Source organism: Flagellimonas sp. L-11 (assembly GCF_056857735.1).
The window spans coordinates 16,269-34,149 of the sequence record NZ_JBSXNR010000077.1; the positions used below are offsets into that span (position 1 = coordinate 16,269).

Genomic DNA, 17,881 nt, shown 5'->3' on the forward strand with positions numbered 1-17,881 from the left:
ATTTATAAATTCCTTCTGATAGCCCCTATGGTCTCCAAAGTGATTTTCACCTTGTTTTCCAACCCGGCATAATCCCCATTGGCCAGTATCTCCTTGGATATGAGCTTGGAGCCCATGCCCACACAGGTCACTCCAGCATTGAACCAAGCTTCCAAATTTTCCCTTTCCGTGCTCACGCCCCCCGTGGGCATAATGCTCGTCCAGGGTTGCGGGCCCTTTATCGCCTTTACAAACCCGGGGCCATAGGTGGCCCCGGGAAAAAGCTTGATGATCTCGCACCCCAATTCCTCCGCCCTATTGATTTCCGTCAATGATCCACAGCCCGGCGACCAAAGCACCTTGCGCCTATTGCAGACCTTGGCAATATCCTCCCTAAAGGATGGGGTGACAATAAAGTTCGCGCCCATTTGCATGAACAGAGAGGCCGCCGCTGCATCCGTAATGGACCCGACCCCCATGATCATCCCGGGAAGCTCCTTGATTGCATATTTATTGAGTTCCAAGAACACTTCAAAGGCAAAATCCCCCCTTGCCGTGAACTCCATCAATCTGGCGCCGCCCGCGTAACATGCTCTCAGTACCTTTTTCCCCACTTCAACGTCCGAATGATAAAACAAGGGCACCATCCCCGTTTCCTGCATCATTCCCACTACTTCCGATCTTGTATGTCCTGCCATATCCTTTATATCAAAAAGTCATGGAGCCGTATCGTTGGCCCCATGGGATTAAAAAACTAAACCAACCCGACCATCTATCGGGACACTCTACCGGAGGCATCGCCCCCCATTAATTTTTCCACTTCGTCCACCGTGGCCAGATTGGCATCCCCTTTTATGGTGTGTTTCAAGCAAGAGGCCGCCACCGCAAAGTCCAAGGCATTCTGGTCATCTTCAGGGTATTTGAGCAATCCGTAGATCAATCCGCCCATGAAGGAGTCCCCGCCACCGACACGATCAACGATATGCGTGATTTGGTATTCCCTGGAGGTGTACATGTTCTTGCCATCGTACAGCACGCCCGCCCAAGTGTTGTGGGAGGCGGACAGTGAACCCCGTAAGGTGGTGATCACCTTCTTGGCCCTGGGAAAACGCTCCATCATCTGCTTGCATACCGAAAGAAAAGCTTCGGCCTTCACGTGTTCACCTTGCGTGGTGATGTCCAGCCCCTCCGGTTTGATCCCGAAGTGCTTTTCCGCGTCCTCCTCGTTGCCCAGTACGATGTCACAGTACGATGTCAACTCGGACATAACCTCCTCCCGCTTGGTATCGTCACAGTATTTCCAAAGCTTGGCACGATAGTTAAGGTCGGTGGATATGGTAACGCCGTTATCACTTGCCACCTTTACGGCCTCCAGACAGGCATCCGCTGCGCCCTGTGATATGGCTGGGGTAATCCCCGTCCAGTGGAACCATTCCACATCCTTGAAGACACTGTCCCAATCGACCATCCCGGGGCCTATCTCGGCCATGGCCGAATGTGCACGGTCGTAAACCACCTTGCTGCCCCGGCTCACCGCCCCGGTCTCCAAAAAATAAATGCCCAAGCGGTCCCCGCCATAAACGATTTTGTTGGTGCCCACTCCCCGCTTTCTCATTTCCATCAGGGCGCATTCCCCGATATCGTTCTTGGGCAATCGGGTCACAAAGTCAACGGGCACCCCATAGTTGGCCAATGAGACCGCCACATTGGACTCCCCCCCGCCATAGACCACATCAAAACTGTTGGCCTGCGAGAACCTCAGAAACCCCGGAGGGGCCAATCTCAACATAATCTCGCCGAACGTTACTACTTTTTTCATCTCTATCTTTCATTTTTAAGGTTTACTTGTCGTTTTCGTTCACTTTTAAAAGGGAAGGACCGGCAGTGCCCTTCCCGATTGACCAAGCTAATTCAAACAATCAATTATTTTTTTATCCCTTTGAACGCTCCATATCCGGGGTTTCCTCCACGGGCGCGTTCTTGTGCCAGTACGAAGCCAGGACAGACCCCGTAATGTTCATCAATGGACCGAAGACCGCAGGGGCCAGCCCCATGGTCGCTATCTTGCCCAAGGTATTGGCGATACCGGAGGCCAGCCCTCCGTTCTGCATCCCCACCTCTATGGAGATCGTCCTGGAATCCCGTTCATCCATCCCGGCCAACCGGGCGAACCAATAGCCCAATGTGTAACCAAAAACGTTGTGCACCAGTACCAGCAACAGCAGCAAAGCCCCAATGTCCAACAAACTGTCCCTGCCAGCAGCGGTAATCACTATAATAATCAGGCCTATGGCAAACATGGACACCAAGGGCATCACATTGTCCAGCCATTTGGTGCGCCCGTGCAGCAAATGGTTGAACAATAGGCCCGCCCCTATGGGAAGGATAATCATCTTGGTTATACTCCACATCATAGAAAGCACATCGATCTCAACGAACTGCCCTGCCAATAACTTCATGAGCAAGGGCGTCACAAAAGGGGCCAACAGCGTCGCAATGGAGGTGATGGTAATGGAAAGTGCCAAGTTCGCCTTGGCCAGATAGGCCATGACATTGGAGGCCACCCCGCTTGGGGAGCAGCCGATCAGGATGATTCCCGCCGCTATCTCAGGGGCAAACCCGCTCAAGTTTGCCAGGCCATAGCCCACCAAGGGCATTATCGCCAATTGCGCAACAACCCCCACCAGGACCCCTTTCGGCGATTTGACCACCCCGGCAAAGTCCTTTACGCTCATCGAGGTCCCCATGCCGAACATGATGATCTGTATCAAGGGGATGATTAGGCCGGTCAGTTTAAATTCGCCGACCTGTACAAAGTACTGGGGCCAATATAATGAAAGGGAGACCCCCGCAAAGATCAGCACTGCGAACACATAGCCCCTCAACGATTTGTAACCGCTGAAGCCCAAGGCCAACAGCACAAAGAACAGCACTATGGGCATACCTGCACCGGACAGTTCGCCCATAAGGGCCATAGCACTAAAAATCAATAGCGACAAAGCTGCAAGGCCCAAGCTTATCTTATATATTATCGGTGTTTTCAAAATGTTAGTTTTTTATGGTTAATTAATTTTTTGTGGCTTGTTTTTCAGAGCAAACGCTATATAATATCCTCCTGGTTTTTGCCCCCTTCCCCCACCGGCGGCGATAACCACATATTGTCTGTTGTCCGCTTCATAGGTGATGGGTGTGGCAAAGCCACCGGCGGGCAATTGGTATTCCCAGACCACCTTCCCCGTCCTTTTATCGAATGCCCTGATTTTCTCATCCTTTGTTCCTGCAATAAAAACGAGCCCACTAGCGGTTACTATGGGGCCTCCATAACTTTCCGTTCCGGTTATCGGAATGCCCTGCTCCGTCAACTCAGGGTACTCTCCCAAAGGAACCCTCCAAAGGTACTCCCCGGTATTCAGGTCAATGGCATTCAGTGTTCCCCATGGTGGTTTGATTCCGGGGTAACCGTTTTGATCCTTTAGTTTTTTCCAAACTTTTGGAACATAACGTGGTTCATAGCCAAAGGCAGGCTCTTCTATATTTTCTTCCGCTTCGCTTGTATTGGGGACATTTGCCGTCCCGGGATGCATTCCCATAGGCAAATCCAATAGAAAAGCTGTAACGGCTTTTCTATTTTTTTTGGAAATGTGGCGAAAGGCCGGCATACGACCCATACCGGATTCAAGAATAGATTCAATGTCCTGTGAAGCCAACCTATCCCCAATGTTGACCAAACTTGGAAACTCTGCGGTCCCTTTTTTATCGCTTCCGTGGCACATGGCACAATTTATCCTATAGATATCGGCACCGGTCCGTACACTTTGCATTTCATTGTCCCTGGACTCCACATCCTCCATTTCCAATATCCAAGGATCGTTATTGGAGTTTTGATAGAGGATCCCTTCCAGGTCCGTTGCATTCCCTCCCCATTCCGCTCCACCACTATATCCGAACATCAGCGTACCGCTTTCACTGGGCAAACTGAACTTATGCCCGATTTGATATTTATCGACTATCCCTTTAACGTACGCACGGGATTCCGGTGATAGGTCGGTTATCATATCTTCCCTGAAAAATTGATGTGACAATGGTTCTGGTTTTATCGGAAAAATTTGGGAAGGGTACGGTTGTTCTCCCGGAAGACCATCCAAAATAGGGACTTTTCGCTCTTCGATTGGAAAAACGGACGTGCCATTTTCCCTGTCCAAAACGTAAACCAACCCATCTTTTCCAGCCTGTACCACGACATCCCTCTTTTCCCCTTCCACAGTTATGGTGGTAAGGTTTGGCGCGCATGGGAGATCTCTGTCCCAAAGGTCGTGCCGTACGGTCTGAAAATACCATTCCAGTTTGCCCGTTTTTGCATCCAAGGCCACCACACTGTTGGCGAACAGGTTTTTTCCCTTACGATTGCCACCATAAAAATCCGAGGATGGCGATCCGGTACCGAAAAATACCATGCCCCTTTCCACATCCAAGGACATGCCGCCCCAACTATTTACGCCTCCATGCTCTTTATACGCATCTTTGGGCCAAGTATCATATCCTTCCTCGCCCGGATGGGGTATGGTATGGAAAACCCATTTTAACTTTCCCGTCACCACATCGAATGCACGAATATTGCCCGGTGCCGCATCCCCTTTCTCGGAAACACTGGAACCAATGATGAATATATCCTTGTAAATTATTCCGGGGCTCGTCGCATTTATACTGACCTTGCCCATATCCAAATCCAAACCATCGTCCAAGCCCTCATGCAAATCCACTCTGCCGTCCTCTCCAAAACTAGGGATTGCATTGCCTGTTTTTGCATTGATCGCATATAGGTAGGTACCCGATGTGTAAATAATCCTACAATCATTGCCCTTTTGCCAATAGGTGACGCCCCTACCTGCACTAATATTGTATTTTCGGGAATCCCGAACCGGTTTAAACCTCCATAGCTCCTCTCCTGTTGTCGCCCTAAGTGCAAACAGTTGCAGTTCCGGCGTTGTACCGTAGAGAATGCCATCCTTCACTATGGGCTGGCATTGTATGGACCTAGGTCTGGACGCTTCAGCTCCCTCGACTTGGTCTCTGGCATCATAAGTCCAGGCTATTTCCAGATCGCCCACATTTTCCATGGTTATCTGTGTCAAAGGGGAATATCTTTTTGACGCTCTACTCCCTCCATATACAGGCCAATCTTTTCCTGTCTCTAATGTAGGAGTGAAGCTGTCTAGATACTTTTTGTTGTCATCGACACATCCTCCGACCAATATTGGGACTGTGGCAACGAAAAGGATCAACACCAAAGTTGGTACACTTTGTTCTCCTTTTACAAGGATTCCGGTCTCCTTCATATATTCCCGTGATGATTAAATATCATGATCATAGTTTATATGCTTGACGGGCAAGAAGCGCTACACGCCCGTTGTCATCCAACTTGAAAACCATTACAACTCCTATATGTACCTGGGCAGAAACCCCATTGTTCATGGCATCGGCAGAGAGAACATGCCTCACAATGGCAACATTGCCCGATACATTAACTCTTTGGTCTTTATTTGAAATGGATAAGAATTGGAAAGGTCCGTTTACCACATCATCAATAAATTCTTCCTTATCCTGTATGTTTCCGCTGGAATGTCCATAGGTCAAATCTTGGGATGCTATTGCCGACAAAACCTCAGCATCCCTTTCCATTATAGCGTTATCGAACCGTTCCAGTGCACTCAAGACTATGTCCTTATTGAGCTCGCCCTCTGTCCCACGGGCTGTACATGAACTAAGGACAATACCTGCCAAAAGGAACAATAGGGTCAAAAACAGCTGCTTCATTTATAAAAAATTAATAGTTGTTTTTCTTTAAATGAGCGTTCAATTCCTTCCTGGTCATAGGTAGTTTGCTGTCTGGATAATTCTTTAGCCAATTCAAGAAATCCGATTTGATCTCGGAGGTCCATTTGGTATCGATCTGCCCTGCGGTATATGTTTTCTCCCGTAATCTTTGAAAACCGAATTCATCCCTCAAAGCCACTACTTCTGAAGAGATCACCAACTCGGCCACATGGTGGGACGGTATAAAGATGGTCCCGTGCCTATTGGCCAAAACCACATCCCCTGGCAGTACGGTGGCCCTTCCGATCCGAATGGGGGCATTGATCGACGTCAACATCTGCTCTTGCAGGTAAGAGGGATCTTCATCACGGTACCATCCATTGAACCCTTCAATTTCCAGCAAGCCCCCCAAATCCCTGACACCTCCGTCGAAGACCACCCCATTTTGGGAATTGGCGTATATGGCGTTCCCTAAATTGGAACCGATCAATGTTCCGTCAATGATCCTTCCGTAACCGTCCGCCACATACACATCTCCCTTGACCAACATTTCAATGGGCCAGGAATTGCTTCCTCCTATGGTATCCCTTTTTTCTTTGGCACCCTGTAACTTCACGTATTGGTTTAGGTCTGGCCTAAGTGGCATATATTGCGCCGTTACAACGCGACCGGTCATCACCCCTTCGGGATGAATGATCTTCCATCCGCCTTCATACTGGTTGTTATATCCTTTGCCTCTCAGATAGCCCCAGGCCTCTTCAATCCTTATTTTTTTCAATCGCTCCAATAGTGCATCGGAAACCCTAGGCCTACCGTCCTTAAAGCGCTCCCCTTCCCATTCTTTTGTAAGTGCCTTTATATATTCTGGCGATGAACCGACCTTTTGGGCGTTCATGCCCCATTGGCCGATCAAACAAACAAGCAACACTAAAAATATTCTAGATTTTTTCATTTTTTAAAAATTCCGTATTGATTCAACAAATATTCAATGGAAGCCCATGATGATATAAAACCTATCACGGGCTTGCCTAACTAAACAATTCAACTACAAATACTAACTATAAGTCCTATCATGGGATCTCAGTTCATCCCATTCCTTTGTCGATTTAAAGAAGCTCTTATCGCTTGGGTGCAAGTGGTCTTTGACCACTTCCTCATTCAACTCAATCCCCAATCCAGGTGCCGTAAGGGGTACGGTCGCAAAACCTTTATCGATCATCTTAAAGCCTCCGACTGTTGTTACCAAGTCTTCCCACCAAGGCACATCCACTGAGTGGTGCTCCAAGGCCAAGAAATTTTGTGTTGCAGCCGCACAATGCACATTGGCCATAAAGGATACGGGAGTACCGGCTTGGTGCATGGCCATGCCTATTCCAAATTCCTCTGCATAATCGCCTATCCGCTTGGTTTCCAGCAGTCCCCCGGAAGAAGCCAGGTCCGGATGTACGATATCCACTGACCTGTTATGTATGATGGGCTTGAAGTTTTCCAAGAAATGGATATCCTCTCCCGTTGTGGTCGGTGTTTCCAATGCTTCGGAAATAGTTCTCCACTGTTCGGTATACTGCCATGGCACCATATCTTCCAACCATGCCAACCTATATTTGTCCAATGCTTTTCCCAGTCGGATTCCATTGTTCATGTCAAAGTGTCCATAGTGATCGGTGGATATTGGAATTTCCCAACCTACCATTTCCCTTACATCTGCAACACGCTGGGCCAACATATCGAGTCCTTTCTCGGTAATCTGGATCTGTGTGAAAGGATGCTCGGTGTTCCCATAGGACATATAGTTCCTTCGGTCCCCCCATTGTGCCAAACGTCCTTCCTTGTTTCTCCAGAACTTATCGTTTACCAAGGTTCCCGAATTTGGGGGCAAGGAAGAAATGGCCACATCCATCTTTAACCAAGTGTAACCTTGGTCATTCATTCTATAGTCAATGAGTTTTTTCTGCTCGGCCGCCGTATCGGCTTGGGGCGTATCGGCATACAACCTCACCCTATCCCTATATCTTCCTCCCAACAATTGCCATGCGGGCACATTATATGCTTTTCCACAAAGGTCCCATAAAGCCATTTCCACGGCACAAACACCACCGGCCTGCCTAGCAGGCCCTCCGAATTGCTTTATGCTCTTGAATATTTTTTCAACATTGCAAGGATTCTTCCCCAATATTCTACTCTTAAGGAACAATGCGTAGCGAACATCGGCGGCATCCCTTACCTCTCCCAATCCATAAATACCTTGGTTGGTCTCTATTTTTATGATGGCGGTACCTCCCATTACATTGGTCAGAACATATCGCATATCGGTAATCTTTAGCTCAGAGGGAGCAGAGGCCCTGTTCACTTTTGATGTCGTCTGGGCCACGGTATCCTCAATGCCAAGCCCCATCATTCCTGTCATCGCAATCCCTCCAAGAGCGGTTTTCTTCAAAAAATCCCGTCTGGCATCCGGTGTTTTTGGATTATTGATTTCGGCCTCCCTGGCCGATTTATAGGCACTTTCCTCCTTTTTATTTTTGGCTATGATTTCTTTTAATACTGATTTCATTTTTTATGGATTTGATTTGTTTGATTAATTTACTCTCGGTCCCACCACACACGGGTGTCTAGATTATCAGGCCCCATTCTGGATATGGCCTCGTTCAGATTCTCCCCATTTACTGCTATTTCCGCATTTGGATATGTCAATCTTCTGATAAAGTCACCGGTTATATCCTGTCCCGGATATGAATTCGGGGACAGGTTGGGATACCCTGATCTTCTAAAATTGGCAAATGCCTCCGGTCCATTTAAAAAGGAGGACACCCAGTACTGGGTATTGATCAACTCTAGGTTATTGCTCCCATCCAAAGGGTTCGCAGCTATGTAGGCATCGACATCCGAGGCTTCTATTGTGGCATCACTGCCATAAGAGGCCATCTGTTCCATATGGGCCCTCATACCTTCTTCATAAAAAGTCCCGGCATCACCTGTGATCCAACCTCTTTCGGCAGCTTCGGCCAACAATAATTGCGTTTGTGAATGGGTCAATAAAAATACCGGGGAGCTGATTGTAACGATTCTGTCCCTATCCACTTGACTGAATGCATAAAAGCTCTCCAGTCCCATATCCGAGACGACTTGCTCGATGCTCACATTATCATACCCAATGGGCATTCCTATTTGATCTTCAGCATTGGTGGACGCATTGTCCTCGGTCTGTTCCGCACCTGAAGCGGCACCAATATATCTAACTGCAATGGATTCCAATCTCGGGTCGTTATGTGAGGACAAATAATCCACAAAGTACTCCGTTAAATAAAAATTATTGGCCTCGGAACCGTTGAGATACCCCCCTATGGGGCTTGTAAAGTTATTATCGTGCCTAACCACAAAATTATCTTCATTGGACTCCAGCACACCTCCATCATAGGCGTACTGAACGGTTTCTTGGGCCAATTGTGGGTTCACTTTCACCATTCTCATTCCGATACGAAGGAGGAGTGAATTCCCTAATTTCCTCCATTGGTCCAAATTACCTGCATATAGTACCTCACCGCCTTCATCGGTCGCTGATGCTGTAAAACCTTCAACGGCTCCTTTCAATTGCTCGATCAAGTCTAGGTATATGTCCTCCTGTGCATCATATTTTGGCAAAACAATTTGATCCGAATACCCCTTTCCTGCTTCAGAATAAGGGATATCCCCATAGGTATCCGTCAATACCATAAAGGCATAGGACTGGACAATCTTGGCCATATTCAAAAGGTTGCTTCGTTCCGGCCTATCCGATAATTGGTCGATCAGGTCCCCTGTATGCTTTATAACGGACTCGTAGTAGTCGTTCCATTGCATTTCGGTTGCCCCGCGGTTGTCCTGGTTATAGTTTGCCCCGCTCAAAATACCAGAATTCGGGGTTATCAATTGTTGCACTATCCCCATATCGTAAACTACCTGTCCGTTGGAGAACGATAATCCGATAATGGCGTTGTTCAACAAAAATGTTGGGTCTATACTCTCACTGGTAGGATCCACTGTATTGGTGTTTATCTCATCAAAGTCTTGTTCACACCCAATAAAGAGGAAAACCACCATCATTAATGCTATAATTTTCTTATTGCTTTTCATAATTCTTCTCTTAAAATTTTAGGTTTAGATTGAAGCCCATGCTCCTAGTGGTGGGCACACCAGTTGATTCCAACCCGGAAACATTGTCCGAACTATAGCTGAACGAATCCGGGTCTATGTTATCAACCCATTTTTTGATCAGAAATACATTGTTGGCCACCAAACTCAATGTGGCTCCTTTCAATACCGAATCATCGGGGATAAACTTTCTAAAATTGTACCCGAGGGTAATTTGTCTTAGTTTCCAATACCCTCCATCGTAAATAATGGGTTCAATAATTTGTGATGACCTTACTACTTCCCAATACCTTTGGGATTCTGTGGCCACTGTATTAGGTTCTCCCTGCAGGTTAACACCGTCGCCCACCACACCGGTTTCACGTCCGGGAAGTGTCATTTTGTGCAACCCGTGCCTTACTGCATTAAAGTTCGTGCCTGAAATTATCTTGTTGCCCAACTTAAAATCAATTAAGAATGAAAAATTGAAGTCTTTATACCTAAAGGCATTGGTGATTCCACCGACCCATTTTGGCAGAGCACTTCCAAAGTATTGGATTTCATCAGTTCTAAGTGCCCTTCCATCATCGCCAAAAACTTGTCGGCCTTGTTCATCCCTCATAAATCCAAAACCGGCCAATTGACCTATTTCTTTGCCGGTTACTTGATATAGGAACCCATTGAAAATATGATTACCGACCAATATGGACTCTCCTGGTGTATCGGTCAACAAGCTGATTACCTTTGTTTTGTTGTAAGAGGCGTTCAAGTTAAGGTCCCACCTAAAGTCCTTGTTCTTTATCGGGACAATATTGAGCATGGCCTCTACACCATCGCTCCTACTCTCGCCGCTATTGATCAAAGTGCTCACAAAACCTGATGTATTGGAGATTTGTGCCGGTACAATCTGATCTATCGTGGTCTTACGATATACTGCCAAGTCCAGTCCCAACCGGTTATCAAAAAATCTAACGTCCAGACCAAATTCCATCTCCTTGGTCCGCATAGGTCGCAGATCGGGATTGGGCAAAGTGCTGGTATTTGCACCTGCCACTGGTTGCGCATTCCCATCTATATTGGGAAAGAAATTAGAGTCAATATCGTAGAACAATGCATCGGAGTAAGGGGGCACATCCGTATCGCTCCCCACTTCTGCATAAGCCACTCGAAGTTTGGCGAAAGTGAGCCAATCTGGTTGTTCTTCGAATACATTGGATACAATATAGCTTGCGGATAGGGATGGATAAAGTATGCTCCTATTCGCTGGAGCGAGAGTGGAAAACCAATCATTCCTCAATGTTGCACTCAGGAAATAGGTATCTTTATACGATAGGTCCAGCGCACCGTACAAAGAATTTACTGCGCGTTCCGATAAACTATAAACAGGGTCTTTGATACGACCATTCTGAACGGTATAAAGGTCTCGTATCACAAAATCCGATACATCTACCCTGTTCAGATCCAAGGTACGCTTCATCTTGTTGCCCCCCATATTCAGACCTACTGAAAAATTTTCAGAAATATCTTTATTTATGGAAATCAGGAAATCTATATTGGTCTCCCTAAACCTTCTAGACTCTTGCGTAAAGGTCCCGTTCACGAAACCATCCGGAGCTGGCCCTCTTGAAGCCTGTCCCGTTGGGAAACCGTTATATTCCTGAAACCGGGACCAATAATCTTGGCCTCCCCGGATTTGGGTGCTCAACCAGGGTAATACATCATATTTTAGGGATATATTTCCAAAAACTCTGTCTCTTTTTATAGTATTGAACTGCTCTGAGAGTGTAAAGTATGGATTTGTCCTGTTCCTAAACCTTGAATAGACATATTCATTGCCATTCTCATCAAACTTATTGGCATCCAAGACGTCCAAAGGCATGGAATTGGCCATATTGAACAGTGATACGGGAATCGTATTGTCCTGTTGCCCCACATTCGGTGGATTGGTATTCCTTTCATTGGAGTAGTTCACGTGGGCCTCAAAGCTCAATTTATCGGATAGATCATAGGTAGTGCCCAAGTTGATCGTACTCCTATCAAATTCATTGTTGGGAGTAATACCCTCGCTGTTCAGGTCTGATAAAGAAACATTAAACCCTCCTTTTTCATTCCCGCCCGCAAAAGAAACCGAATGGGTAACATCCAAACCATTCCTGTAGAACTTTTTGACCCTATCGCGTACAGGTACATATGGCACCTCGATTCCATCAAAGAGCACTTGTGTCATTCCTGGTTCAAAACGTTCACCGAAGGACCATTGTCCTGATGTTGGATTGGCAGATGTAGGCCTGATCCCATTTTCACCCTGGCCATATTCGTATTGATATTCGGTGAAATCCAGAGGGGTATGATTGGTTACGTTCACGTTGTAGGTAATTCCAAGTCCATCGCCATAGCCACGGCTCTTGGTCGTTATCATGATCACACCATCTTTGGCTCTGGAACCATAAAGTGCAGCCCCTGTGGCTCCTTTCAATATGGTCATACTTTCAATATCATCTGGATTGATACTGGAAAATCCATCTCCTCCATCAGAAAAAACACCTCCGCTATTGGTTCCAACTTCATTGCTGGCACTTCCAGGGCTGGTACCAAAGCTTGTATTGTCAATAGGCACACCGTTTACCACTATTAAGGGATTATTGGTTCCGGAAATCGACGACTGTCCACGAATCCTAACTTTTGATGAACCCCCAGGTCCAGTGCTCAAGGAAGAAATATTGACACCGGCCACTTTACCTTGTAAGGTGTTCATGAAATTGCTCGACCTGTTGACATTTACCTCTTCTGCATCCACTTGGGCTACGGAGTATCCCAGTTTTTTTGTCTCTTGTTTGATTCCCAAAGCAGTAACTACTACCTCATTAAGGTTTTGGGTATCTTCCTGTAGTGTTATGTTGAGTTGTCTTGCCCCATCCACAGGAATTTCTTGTCTTGCAAAACCTATGGAGCTCACAATCAATATTGGGTTCGTTCCTCTAACGGTTATCTCATATACACCATCGAAATCGGCCGCAACACCATTGGTCGTGCCCTTCTCGATAACTGAGGCTCCCGGAATTGGAACTCCGTTCGAATCTGTTATAGTACCGGTGATTGTAGCTTGTGGAATTACCCTGAGGGTATTCGCAAGTCCATTTGGCGCACCTTGCATGCCCTTTGGCCTAGGCTTTAACACAATTTGTTTCTTATTGAACAAGTAAGTAATGCTGGTGCCTTTGAACAGCTCATCTAAAATGGCCGTAATCGACAATTGCTCTGCCTTAATGGAAACCCTTCTCTTGGTGTCTATTTTTTTATTGTCGTAAAAAAATTTGAATTCTGTTGCAGATTCAATTTCCTCGAACACTTGCTCGATCGCTACATTTTCCATTACCAATGTAAGTTTGGCTTTCTGGGAGTAGGAGTTTGCATGTGTCGAAAAAAAGGAAACTATCAAAAAAAAGACGGTTAGTTTCACGGTCAGCGACAGGTTGATTGGTAGACAAGGCACAGTGTCCTTAATATTATTTTTCATACCTTTGTAATGTTTTTAGTTAACTTAATTTTTAAGTTGATGAACTCTATCGGGAATATGTTGCAGCATTTCCCGATTTTTTTATGTGCATTTATTTCATAGGCTTAATTGTTTTTTGAGGTTGTTTTGATATGGTTATTTGATTTTCCTTTATTTCGTATTCAAACTTTGTTTCTGACGCAAATGTGCTCAAGACCTCATCAATGGTCTCTACATCAAATGTTGCCGTGAACAAGCGCTCATTTAGATTATCATTTTGATTGGAGATACTAACGTTGTAATGTCGTTCCAGCCTTTTGATGATATCCCTAAACCTCATTCCCTTAAACACCAGTTTTCCATCCATCCAACTGGTATAGATGTCCGTATCCACTTTTTTGGTACTGGCAGCTACCATTTTTTTGTCCCAATAGGCAATATGCCCAGGTTGAAGAATCAATGAGTCCCCTTTTTTTATTTCAGATGGATTGGGATTAAGCCTCACCGAGCCTTCAACCAAAACGGTATTAATACTATCTTCTTCTGGATAGGCATAGACATTGAACTTTGTTCCCAAAACTTCTACATCCATATTGGCACTCGTAACCACAAATGGATGTTTTTTATCCTTTGATACCTCAAAAAAAGCTTCACCCTCCAAAAAGACCTGTCTTTTCTTTCCAGGTAAAAATGTAACAGGGTAACGCAGGGATGACCCTGAATTTAAATAGATGTGGGTGCTGTCGGATAAAACAACGTCAAAACGCTCTCCATTGGAAACCCATAATGTATTGTATATCAATTCATCCTTTGGATTTTCCCCTAAGTAACTTAACTGATGTCCCTCTTTCTCTCCAAATTTGTTCCCTGCCTTATCTACCAATTCTTGCTTGCCTGTTGGCGAAAGCGCTATCTCCTCACCACTATCAAGAACTATTACAACACCATCTTTATCAGTTATTGGAACCTCTGTAATTTCGTTTAGATCATTGTTTTCCCCCCAATAAAAATATCCAGCTATCAAAGCAATTATAAGAATGGCCGCATATTTATAGGTGGATTTGACTATATGAATCACTCTGTTCCTCTTTGTAGAAGTAAATTTTTCGCGAATATTGTTCCATGCACTATCTGCGTCCAGTTGATTCAATTTTGAAATATCTCCGCCCTTCTTATAATAATTCCGGATGCTTTGAAATACAAATTCGTTTTCCTCTGAAGCCGATAACCATTGATTAAATTCCAAGTTTTCGTTTGGGCCAAGTTTAGATGTAAGTTTTTTATAAATAAGTCGTGCGACTTCCATAGGCTTTAAACATTGTGCGATGGCACGTTTACCTATATAATCATCATTTTACAAAAACGGGTAGTTATTTTTTATTGAAATTTTATTTTTTAACAAAAAAAATGTAGACAATGACAACTATTAAGTTGAACAAATAGGTATCCTTAAGGGTTGTCCTAAGGATTTTATAGGCCTTTTTTAAGTGATATTTAACCGTATTAATGGATATTCCCATAATATCCGCTGTATACTTATACTGCAGACCTTCTATCACACAGAGTTCAAAGACCTTTTTACTTTGATCAGGCAATACATTTAGGGCATTTTGAACTTTAGCTTTATTCTCTTGTTCAATTAATTCTTGCTCATAAGAATAATCTATCAAGGGAGGGGTTTCATCTAGCTTCCTGATTTTCTGTTTTGTTTTGATTCTCTGTAAACTGGCATTTTTAACAGCCACCTTAATATAAGAAGAGGGATTGGCAATACCCTCAAGTTTATTCCCTGATATAATTTTAACCAATACATCCTGGACCACATCTTGAGCTTCATCCATGTTATGGAGAAATGCAAAAGAATGCACGCACCACTCTTGATAATTTTCCTTGAATAAACTTCTTATCTTATTTTCGGTTGGGGAATCCATTTTCTATAATTAAACATCAAAGTTTCCGATGCACCCTTATTCAATAGAATATAATATTTGGGTTAAAATTTTATTAAATTATCTTTAAATATATTCATTTATTTTAAGTTTAATAAAATTTGCCGTTTTACTAACATATTTACTTTTAAACATGGGAGATAAGATGTTCTCTGAAAACTAGTTTTTTATGGCATAAATGATATTTGTATTTAGCCCGTAGTGCATTTTAAACAATGCTGATTTTAATATTGTTGATGCTCCTTTAAAATATAAAATGATTGACGTACCGCACCATTGTCGATGCCGTACCATTGTCAATTCCGTCACTTTTGCCAAGACCTTGGTCTTAAACCCTTCAAATGTCTTGGCACAATTTCTTCGTATTAAGAAATGGTCGCAGAGCTATGAGAACAGAGTTTCTATCCGCTTCCTTGATTTTCTGAAGGTGTATGGTGTTCCCTGAACTCTTTTTGGTTGCGTCTCATGGGCGTGATGATACATAATTGGGACAGGAATCAGCAAGAACAGTTGTCCTGTACCGGCGGACATTTTACCGAACCGTAGCTACAGTACACACAGCAGTCGCCCTGCTTCGGCTTTGATACGGTCTTGCAGTTTTTACATTCGTAAAAGAACTGGCAGGCCCCGATCGGCATTTCCTCTTCTTTCTGGTGTCCACAATTGGGGCAGGTGATGGTCGATTGTAGGATAACATCCATTACTCTTCTTCTTTGCCGGTCACGGTATATCCGGTCGCATTGATGGCCTTTTCGATTTCATCAATATCGGTCTTTGAAGTGTTAAATTCGACCTTGGTGTTCCCTTTTTCGTAGGATGCGGTCGATGAGATAATCCCAGGAAGTTTGTTCACCTCATGGTCCATATGTGCCTCACAGCCTGCACAGGTCATACCATCTATGGAAAACTCAACAGTTTGAATATTCGATCTGTCCACCACAATTATTTGTTTTTCAACCTTCGGATAGAAAATACGGGCATATAGGGGAAAGGCAAGCATCAGACCTGCAAAAACCGTTATCAATCCCAAAAATGCTTTGCTTTGGACAAATTTGGGCTTGTCTTCCGTTTCGCAATTGCAATCAATTTCCTTTTTGGGCCTTAGCTTCCGGTACCAGGCAAACCCAAGGGCCAAAACGGTCAGTCCAACAAAATAGGGTCTGATCGGGTCGAGCCAAGAAAAGGTCGAGGCCAGCCCGCTCGTACCTGCAACAAGCGCCAATACGGGGGTGATACAGCAAAATGAGCTTAACAGAGCCGCCCCCATGGCCATAAAAAGATGCTTCATTTGTTCTCTGTTTTTGGTCAACCGTCAATGCATTCTTTATATTCCATCCCTTTAAGGTCAAGAAGTTGAAAAGGGGAGTGGAACTCCCACTCCCCTCTCCCTTTAATTTTTCTTACAGCAAGCCGGGTGTTCCACTGCTGTTGCATTTTCATAGGGGCATTGTGGTGTCCCCACCAATGGGCAACCAACTTTTGGACAGTCCGGGCTTCCTTCAAGCGGACAGCTGTTATTGCTGGGTGCGGTAAGTCCATAAGCAAGTCCAGTCAAGGTCAACATTCCTGCTGCTGCAAGCACTATCATTTTGTTTTTCATGGTCTCTGTTTTTAAATTGAACAATGCCTCCAAGTTAGGGCTCAGGGATGGGGGGTGTCCAAGTTTTTTTCGGATAAATATTTTTTCATGCGAATCTCGACCCCTTCCGCTTCTTTGAGCTTTTGTGGAACATCTTCAAGGGAAAACTCAGGGAACAGCCTTCGCAACCGTTCTATATTGACCTCCTCCCCACAGTTTCCAGGGCAGTTTTGGTGTGCGGCAGATATCTTTTCCGCCATGGCCTTTCGGTACACATCGTCCAAAAGTTCAAATGTAGCTTTGTCCAAAATGGCCCGGACGGCCTTCAGTTGGAGCAGGATATTCTCTGCCCGCCGTTCGTCATCCACCTGTTCCAACACGTAGTTCAACTGGCCCATGGCCGTTTTGATGGATACTTTGATGTCCTTGGTCAAATCTGAAGAGATCATAACGCTTCTGTTGTTTTCCTTTCGTCCAATATTTCAAAAAAGGGCATGAACAGTTGCTCATATTCCCCCGCAAGGGAGTAAAAAATGGTCTGTGCATGTCTTTCCCTTTCAAGTAGCCCTCGGTCCTTGAGCTTTCTCAGGTGCTGCGAAACCGCCGGGACCGTCATCCCAAGGATGTCACTGAGATCGCATACACAGAGCCTTTCCTCCCCATGGAGCAGGTACAGGATCTTCAATCGAACTTGGCTGCCCGCCAGTGCAAGTCCGTTGGACAGGTGTGCGAACGGGCCACTGAGTTCTTCAACGCTCTCCCTGCAACGATCGATCTGCTCCGCATCTGCTTGTTGTCGTATACAGGATATGTTGTTCATAACATAAAGATAGGTAAAGATATTATTTAAGCAAATACTTAAATAAAAGTTCACTTGATTAATGGTTTATCTTGCTTTGGCAGAATTTCTAAATAATTAAACCCATTTAAACTTTCTTGGTTTGAATTTTTCAA

At 45.0% G+C, this 17,881-nt stretch carries 16 protein-coding genes and 1 pseudogene; all 17 read right to left on the bottom strand.

Annotated features, from left to right (window positions below):
• Window positions 1-2 precede the first annotated feature (2 nt).
• Window positions 3-677, bottom strand: coding sequence for a bifunctional 4-hydroxy-2-oxoglutarate aldolase/2-dehydro-3-deoxy-phosphogluconate aldolase (locus AC13CC_RS15510; RefSeq protein ID WP_482877921.1), 675 nt, complete (start codon window positions 675-677; stop codon window positions 3-5).
• A 74-nt stretch (window positions 678-751) separates the two neighbouring features.
• Complete coding sequence (locus AC13CC_RS15515) at window positions 752-1,798, bottom strand: PfkB family carbohydrate kinase (RefSeq protein WP_482877922.1); 1,047 nt, start codon at window positions 1,796-1,798, stop codon at window positions 752-754.
• A gap of 112 nt (window positions 1,799-1,910) precedes the next feature.
• On the bottom strand, window positions 1,911-3,023 hold the full coding sequence (locus AC13CC_RS15520) for a bile acid:sodium symporter family protein (protein WP_482877923.1): 1,113 nt from the start codon (window positions 3,021-3,023) through the stop codon (window positions 1,911-1,913).
• An 18-nt stretch (window positions 3,024-3,041) separates the two neighbouring features.
• Window positions 3,042-5,315 carry an outer membrane protein assembly factor BamB family protein gene (locus AC13CC_RS15525; RefSeq protein ID WP_482877924.1) on the bottom strand — a complete coding sequence of 758 codons (2,274 nt, stop codon included), beginning with the start codon at window positions 5,313-5,315 and terminating at the stop codon, window positions 3,042-3,044.
• A gap of 28 nt (window positions 5,316-5,343) precedes the next feature.
• Window positions 5,344-5,793, bottom strand: a complete 450-nt coding sequence (locus tag AC13CC_RS15530; protein WP_482877925.1) for a nuclear transport factor 2 family protein — start codon at window positions 5,791-5,793, stop codon at window positions 5,344-5,346.
• 10 nt (window positions 5,794-5,803) lie between these two features.
• Window positions 5,804-6,745 carry an RraA family protein gene (locus AC13CC_RS15535; RefSeq protein WP_326278122.1) on the bottom strand — a complete coding sequence of 314 codons (942 nt, stop codon included), beginning with the start codon at window positions 6,743-6,745 and terminating at the stop codon, window positions 5,804-5,806.
• 102 nt (window positions 6,746-6,847) lie between these two features.
• On the bottom strand, window positions 6,848-8,347 hold the full coding sequence (locus AC13CC_RS15540) for a mandelate racemase/muconate lactonizing enzyme family protein (RefSeq protein WP_326278123.1): 1,500 nt from the start codon (window positions 8,345-8,347) through the stop codon (window positions 6,848-6,850).
• A 29-nt stretch (window positions 8,348-8,376) separates the two neighbouring features.
• Window positions 8,377-9,906, bottom strand: coding sequence for a SusD/RagB family nutrient-binding outer membrane lipoprotein (locus tag AC13CC_RS15545; protein ID WP_482877927.1), 1,530 nt, complete (start codon window positions 9,904-9,906; stop codon window positions 8,377-8,379).
• A gap of 10 nt (window positions 9,907-9,916) precedes the next feature.
• Complete coding sequence (locus AC13CC_RS15550; RefSeq protein ID WP_482877928.1) at window positions 9,917-13,276, bottom strand: SusC/RagA family TonB-linked outer membrane protein; 3,360 nt, start codon at window positions 13,274-13,276, stop codon at window positions 9,917-9,919.
• Window positions 13,277-13,511: 235 nt separating this feature from the next.
• Window positions 13,512-14,705, bottom strand: a complete 1,194-nt coding sequence (locus tag AC13CC_RS15555) for a FecR family protein (protein WP_482877929.1) — start codon at window positions 14,703-14,705, stop codon at window positions 13,512-13,514.
• 82 nt (window positions 14,706-14,787) lie between these two features.
• Window positions 14,788-15,330: an RNA polymerase sigma factor gene (locus AC13CC_RS15560; RefSeq protein ID WP_326278127.1), complete on the bottom strand. Its 543-nt coding sequence runs from the start codon at window positions 15,328-15,330 to the stop codon at window positions 14,788-14,790.
• Between the two features lie 262 nt (window positions 15,331-15,592).
• Window positions 15,593-15,821, bottom strand: a pseudogene (locus AC13CC_RS15565) (IS982 family transposase); the annotation flags it as partial.
• A 24-nt stretch (window positions 15,822-15,845) separates the two neighbouring features.
• Entirely contained in the window at window positions 15,846-16,049 is a 204-nt protein-coding gene (locus tag AC13CC_RS15570) for a GDCCVxC domain-containing (seleno)protein (protein ID WP_482877930.1), read from the bottom strand.
• A complete protein-coding gene (gene merTP / locus AC13CC_RS15575) occupies window positions 16,049-16,636 on the bottom strand; it encodes a mercuric transport protein MerTP (protein ID WP_482877931.1) in 588 nt (195 codons plus the stop codon). The genes AC13CC_RS15570 and merTP overlap by 1 nt, the downstream gene beginning before the upstream one ends.
• Before the next feature lie 102 nt (window positions 16,637-16,738).
• Window positions 16,739-16,948, bottom strand: a complete 210-nt coding sequence (locus AC13CC_RS15580) for a hypothetical protein (RefSeq protein WP_482877932.1) — start codon at window positions 16,946-16,948, stop codon at window positions 16,739-16,741.
• Between the two features lie 41 nt (window positions 16,949-16,989).
• Window positions 16,990-17,376: a metal-sensing transcriptional repressor gene (locus AC13CC_RS15585; protein WP_482877933.1), complete on the bottom strand. Its 387-nt coding sequence runs from the start codon at window positions 17,374-17,376 to the stop codon at window positions 16,990-16,992.
• A complete protein-coding gene (locus AC13CC_RS15590; RefSeq protein WP_482877934.1) occupies window positions 17,373-17,747 on the bottom strand; it encodes an ArsR/SmtB family transcription factor in 375 nt (124 codons plus the stop codon). The genes AC13CC_RS15585 and AC13CC_RS15590 overlap by 4 nt, the downstream gene beginning before the upstream one ends.
• Window positions 17,748-17,881 lie beyond the last annotated feature (134 nt).

Bases quoted from the DNA above. Each gene is read 5' to 3' on its own strand.
- AC13CC_RS15560 (WP_326278127.1), bottom strand. From the start codon at position 15,330: ATGGATTCCCCAACCGAAAATAAGATAAGAAGTTTATTCAAGGAAAAT.
- AC13CC_RS15530 (WP_482877925.1), bottom strand. From the start codon at position 5,793: ATGAAGCAGCTGTTTTTGACCCTATTGTTCCTTTTGGCAGGTATTGTC.
- AC13CC_RS15525 (WP_482877924.1), bottom strand. From the start codon at position 5,315: ATGAAGGAGACCGGAATCCTTGTAAAAGGAGAACAAAGTGTACCAACT.
- AC13CC_RS15535 (WP_326278122.1), bottom strand. From the start codon at position 6,745: ATGAAAAAATCTAGAATATTTTTAGTGTTGCTTGTTTGTTTGATCGGC.
- AC13CC_RS15510 (WP_482877921.1), bottom strand. From the start codon at position 677: ATGGCAGGACATACAAGATCGGAAGTAGTGGGAATGATGCAGGAAACG.
- AC13CC_RS15545 (WP_482877927.1), bottom strand. From the start codon at position 9,906: ATGAAAAGCAATAAGAAAATTATAGCATTAATGATGGTGGTTTTCCTC.
- AC13CC_RS15590 (WP_482877934.1), bottom strand. From the start codon at position 17,747: ATGAACAACATATCCTGTATACGACAACAAGCAGATGCGGAGCAGATC.
- AC13CC_RS15580 (WP_482877932.1), bottom strand. From the start codon at position 16,948: ATGAAAAACAAAATGATAGTGCTTGCAGCAGCAGGAATGTTGACCTTG.
- AC13CC_RS15550 (WP_482877928.1), bottom strand. From the start codon at position 13,276: ATGGAAAATGTAGCGATCGAGCAAGTGTTCGAGGAAATTGAATCTGCA.
- AC13CC_RS15585 (WP_482877933.1), bottom strand. From the start codon at position 17,376: ATGATCTCTTCAGATTTGACCAAGGACATCAAAGTATCCATCAAAACG.
- AC13CC_RS15540 (WP_326278123.1), bottom strand. From the start codon at position 8,347: ATGAAATCAGTATTAAAAGAAATCATAGCCAAAAATAAAAAGGAGGAA.
- AC13CC_RS15515 (WP_482877922.1), bottom strand. From the start codon at position 1,798: ATGAAAAAAGTAGTAACGTTCGGCGAGATTATGTTGAGATTGGCCCCT.
- AC13CC_RS15570 (WP_482877930.1), bottom strand. From the start codon at position 16,049: ATGGATGTTATCCTACAATCGACCATCACCTGCCCCAATTGTGGACAC.
- merTP (WP_482877931.1), bottom strand. From the start codon at position 16,636: ATGAAGCATCTTTTTATGGCCATGGGGGCGGCTCTGTTAAGCTCATTT.
- AC13CC_RS15555 (WP_482877929.1), bottom strand. From the start codon at position 14,705: ATGGAAGTCGCACGACTTATTTATAAAAAACTTACATCTAAACTTGGC.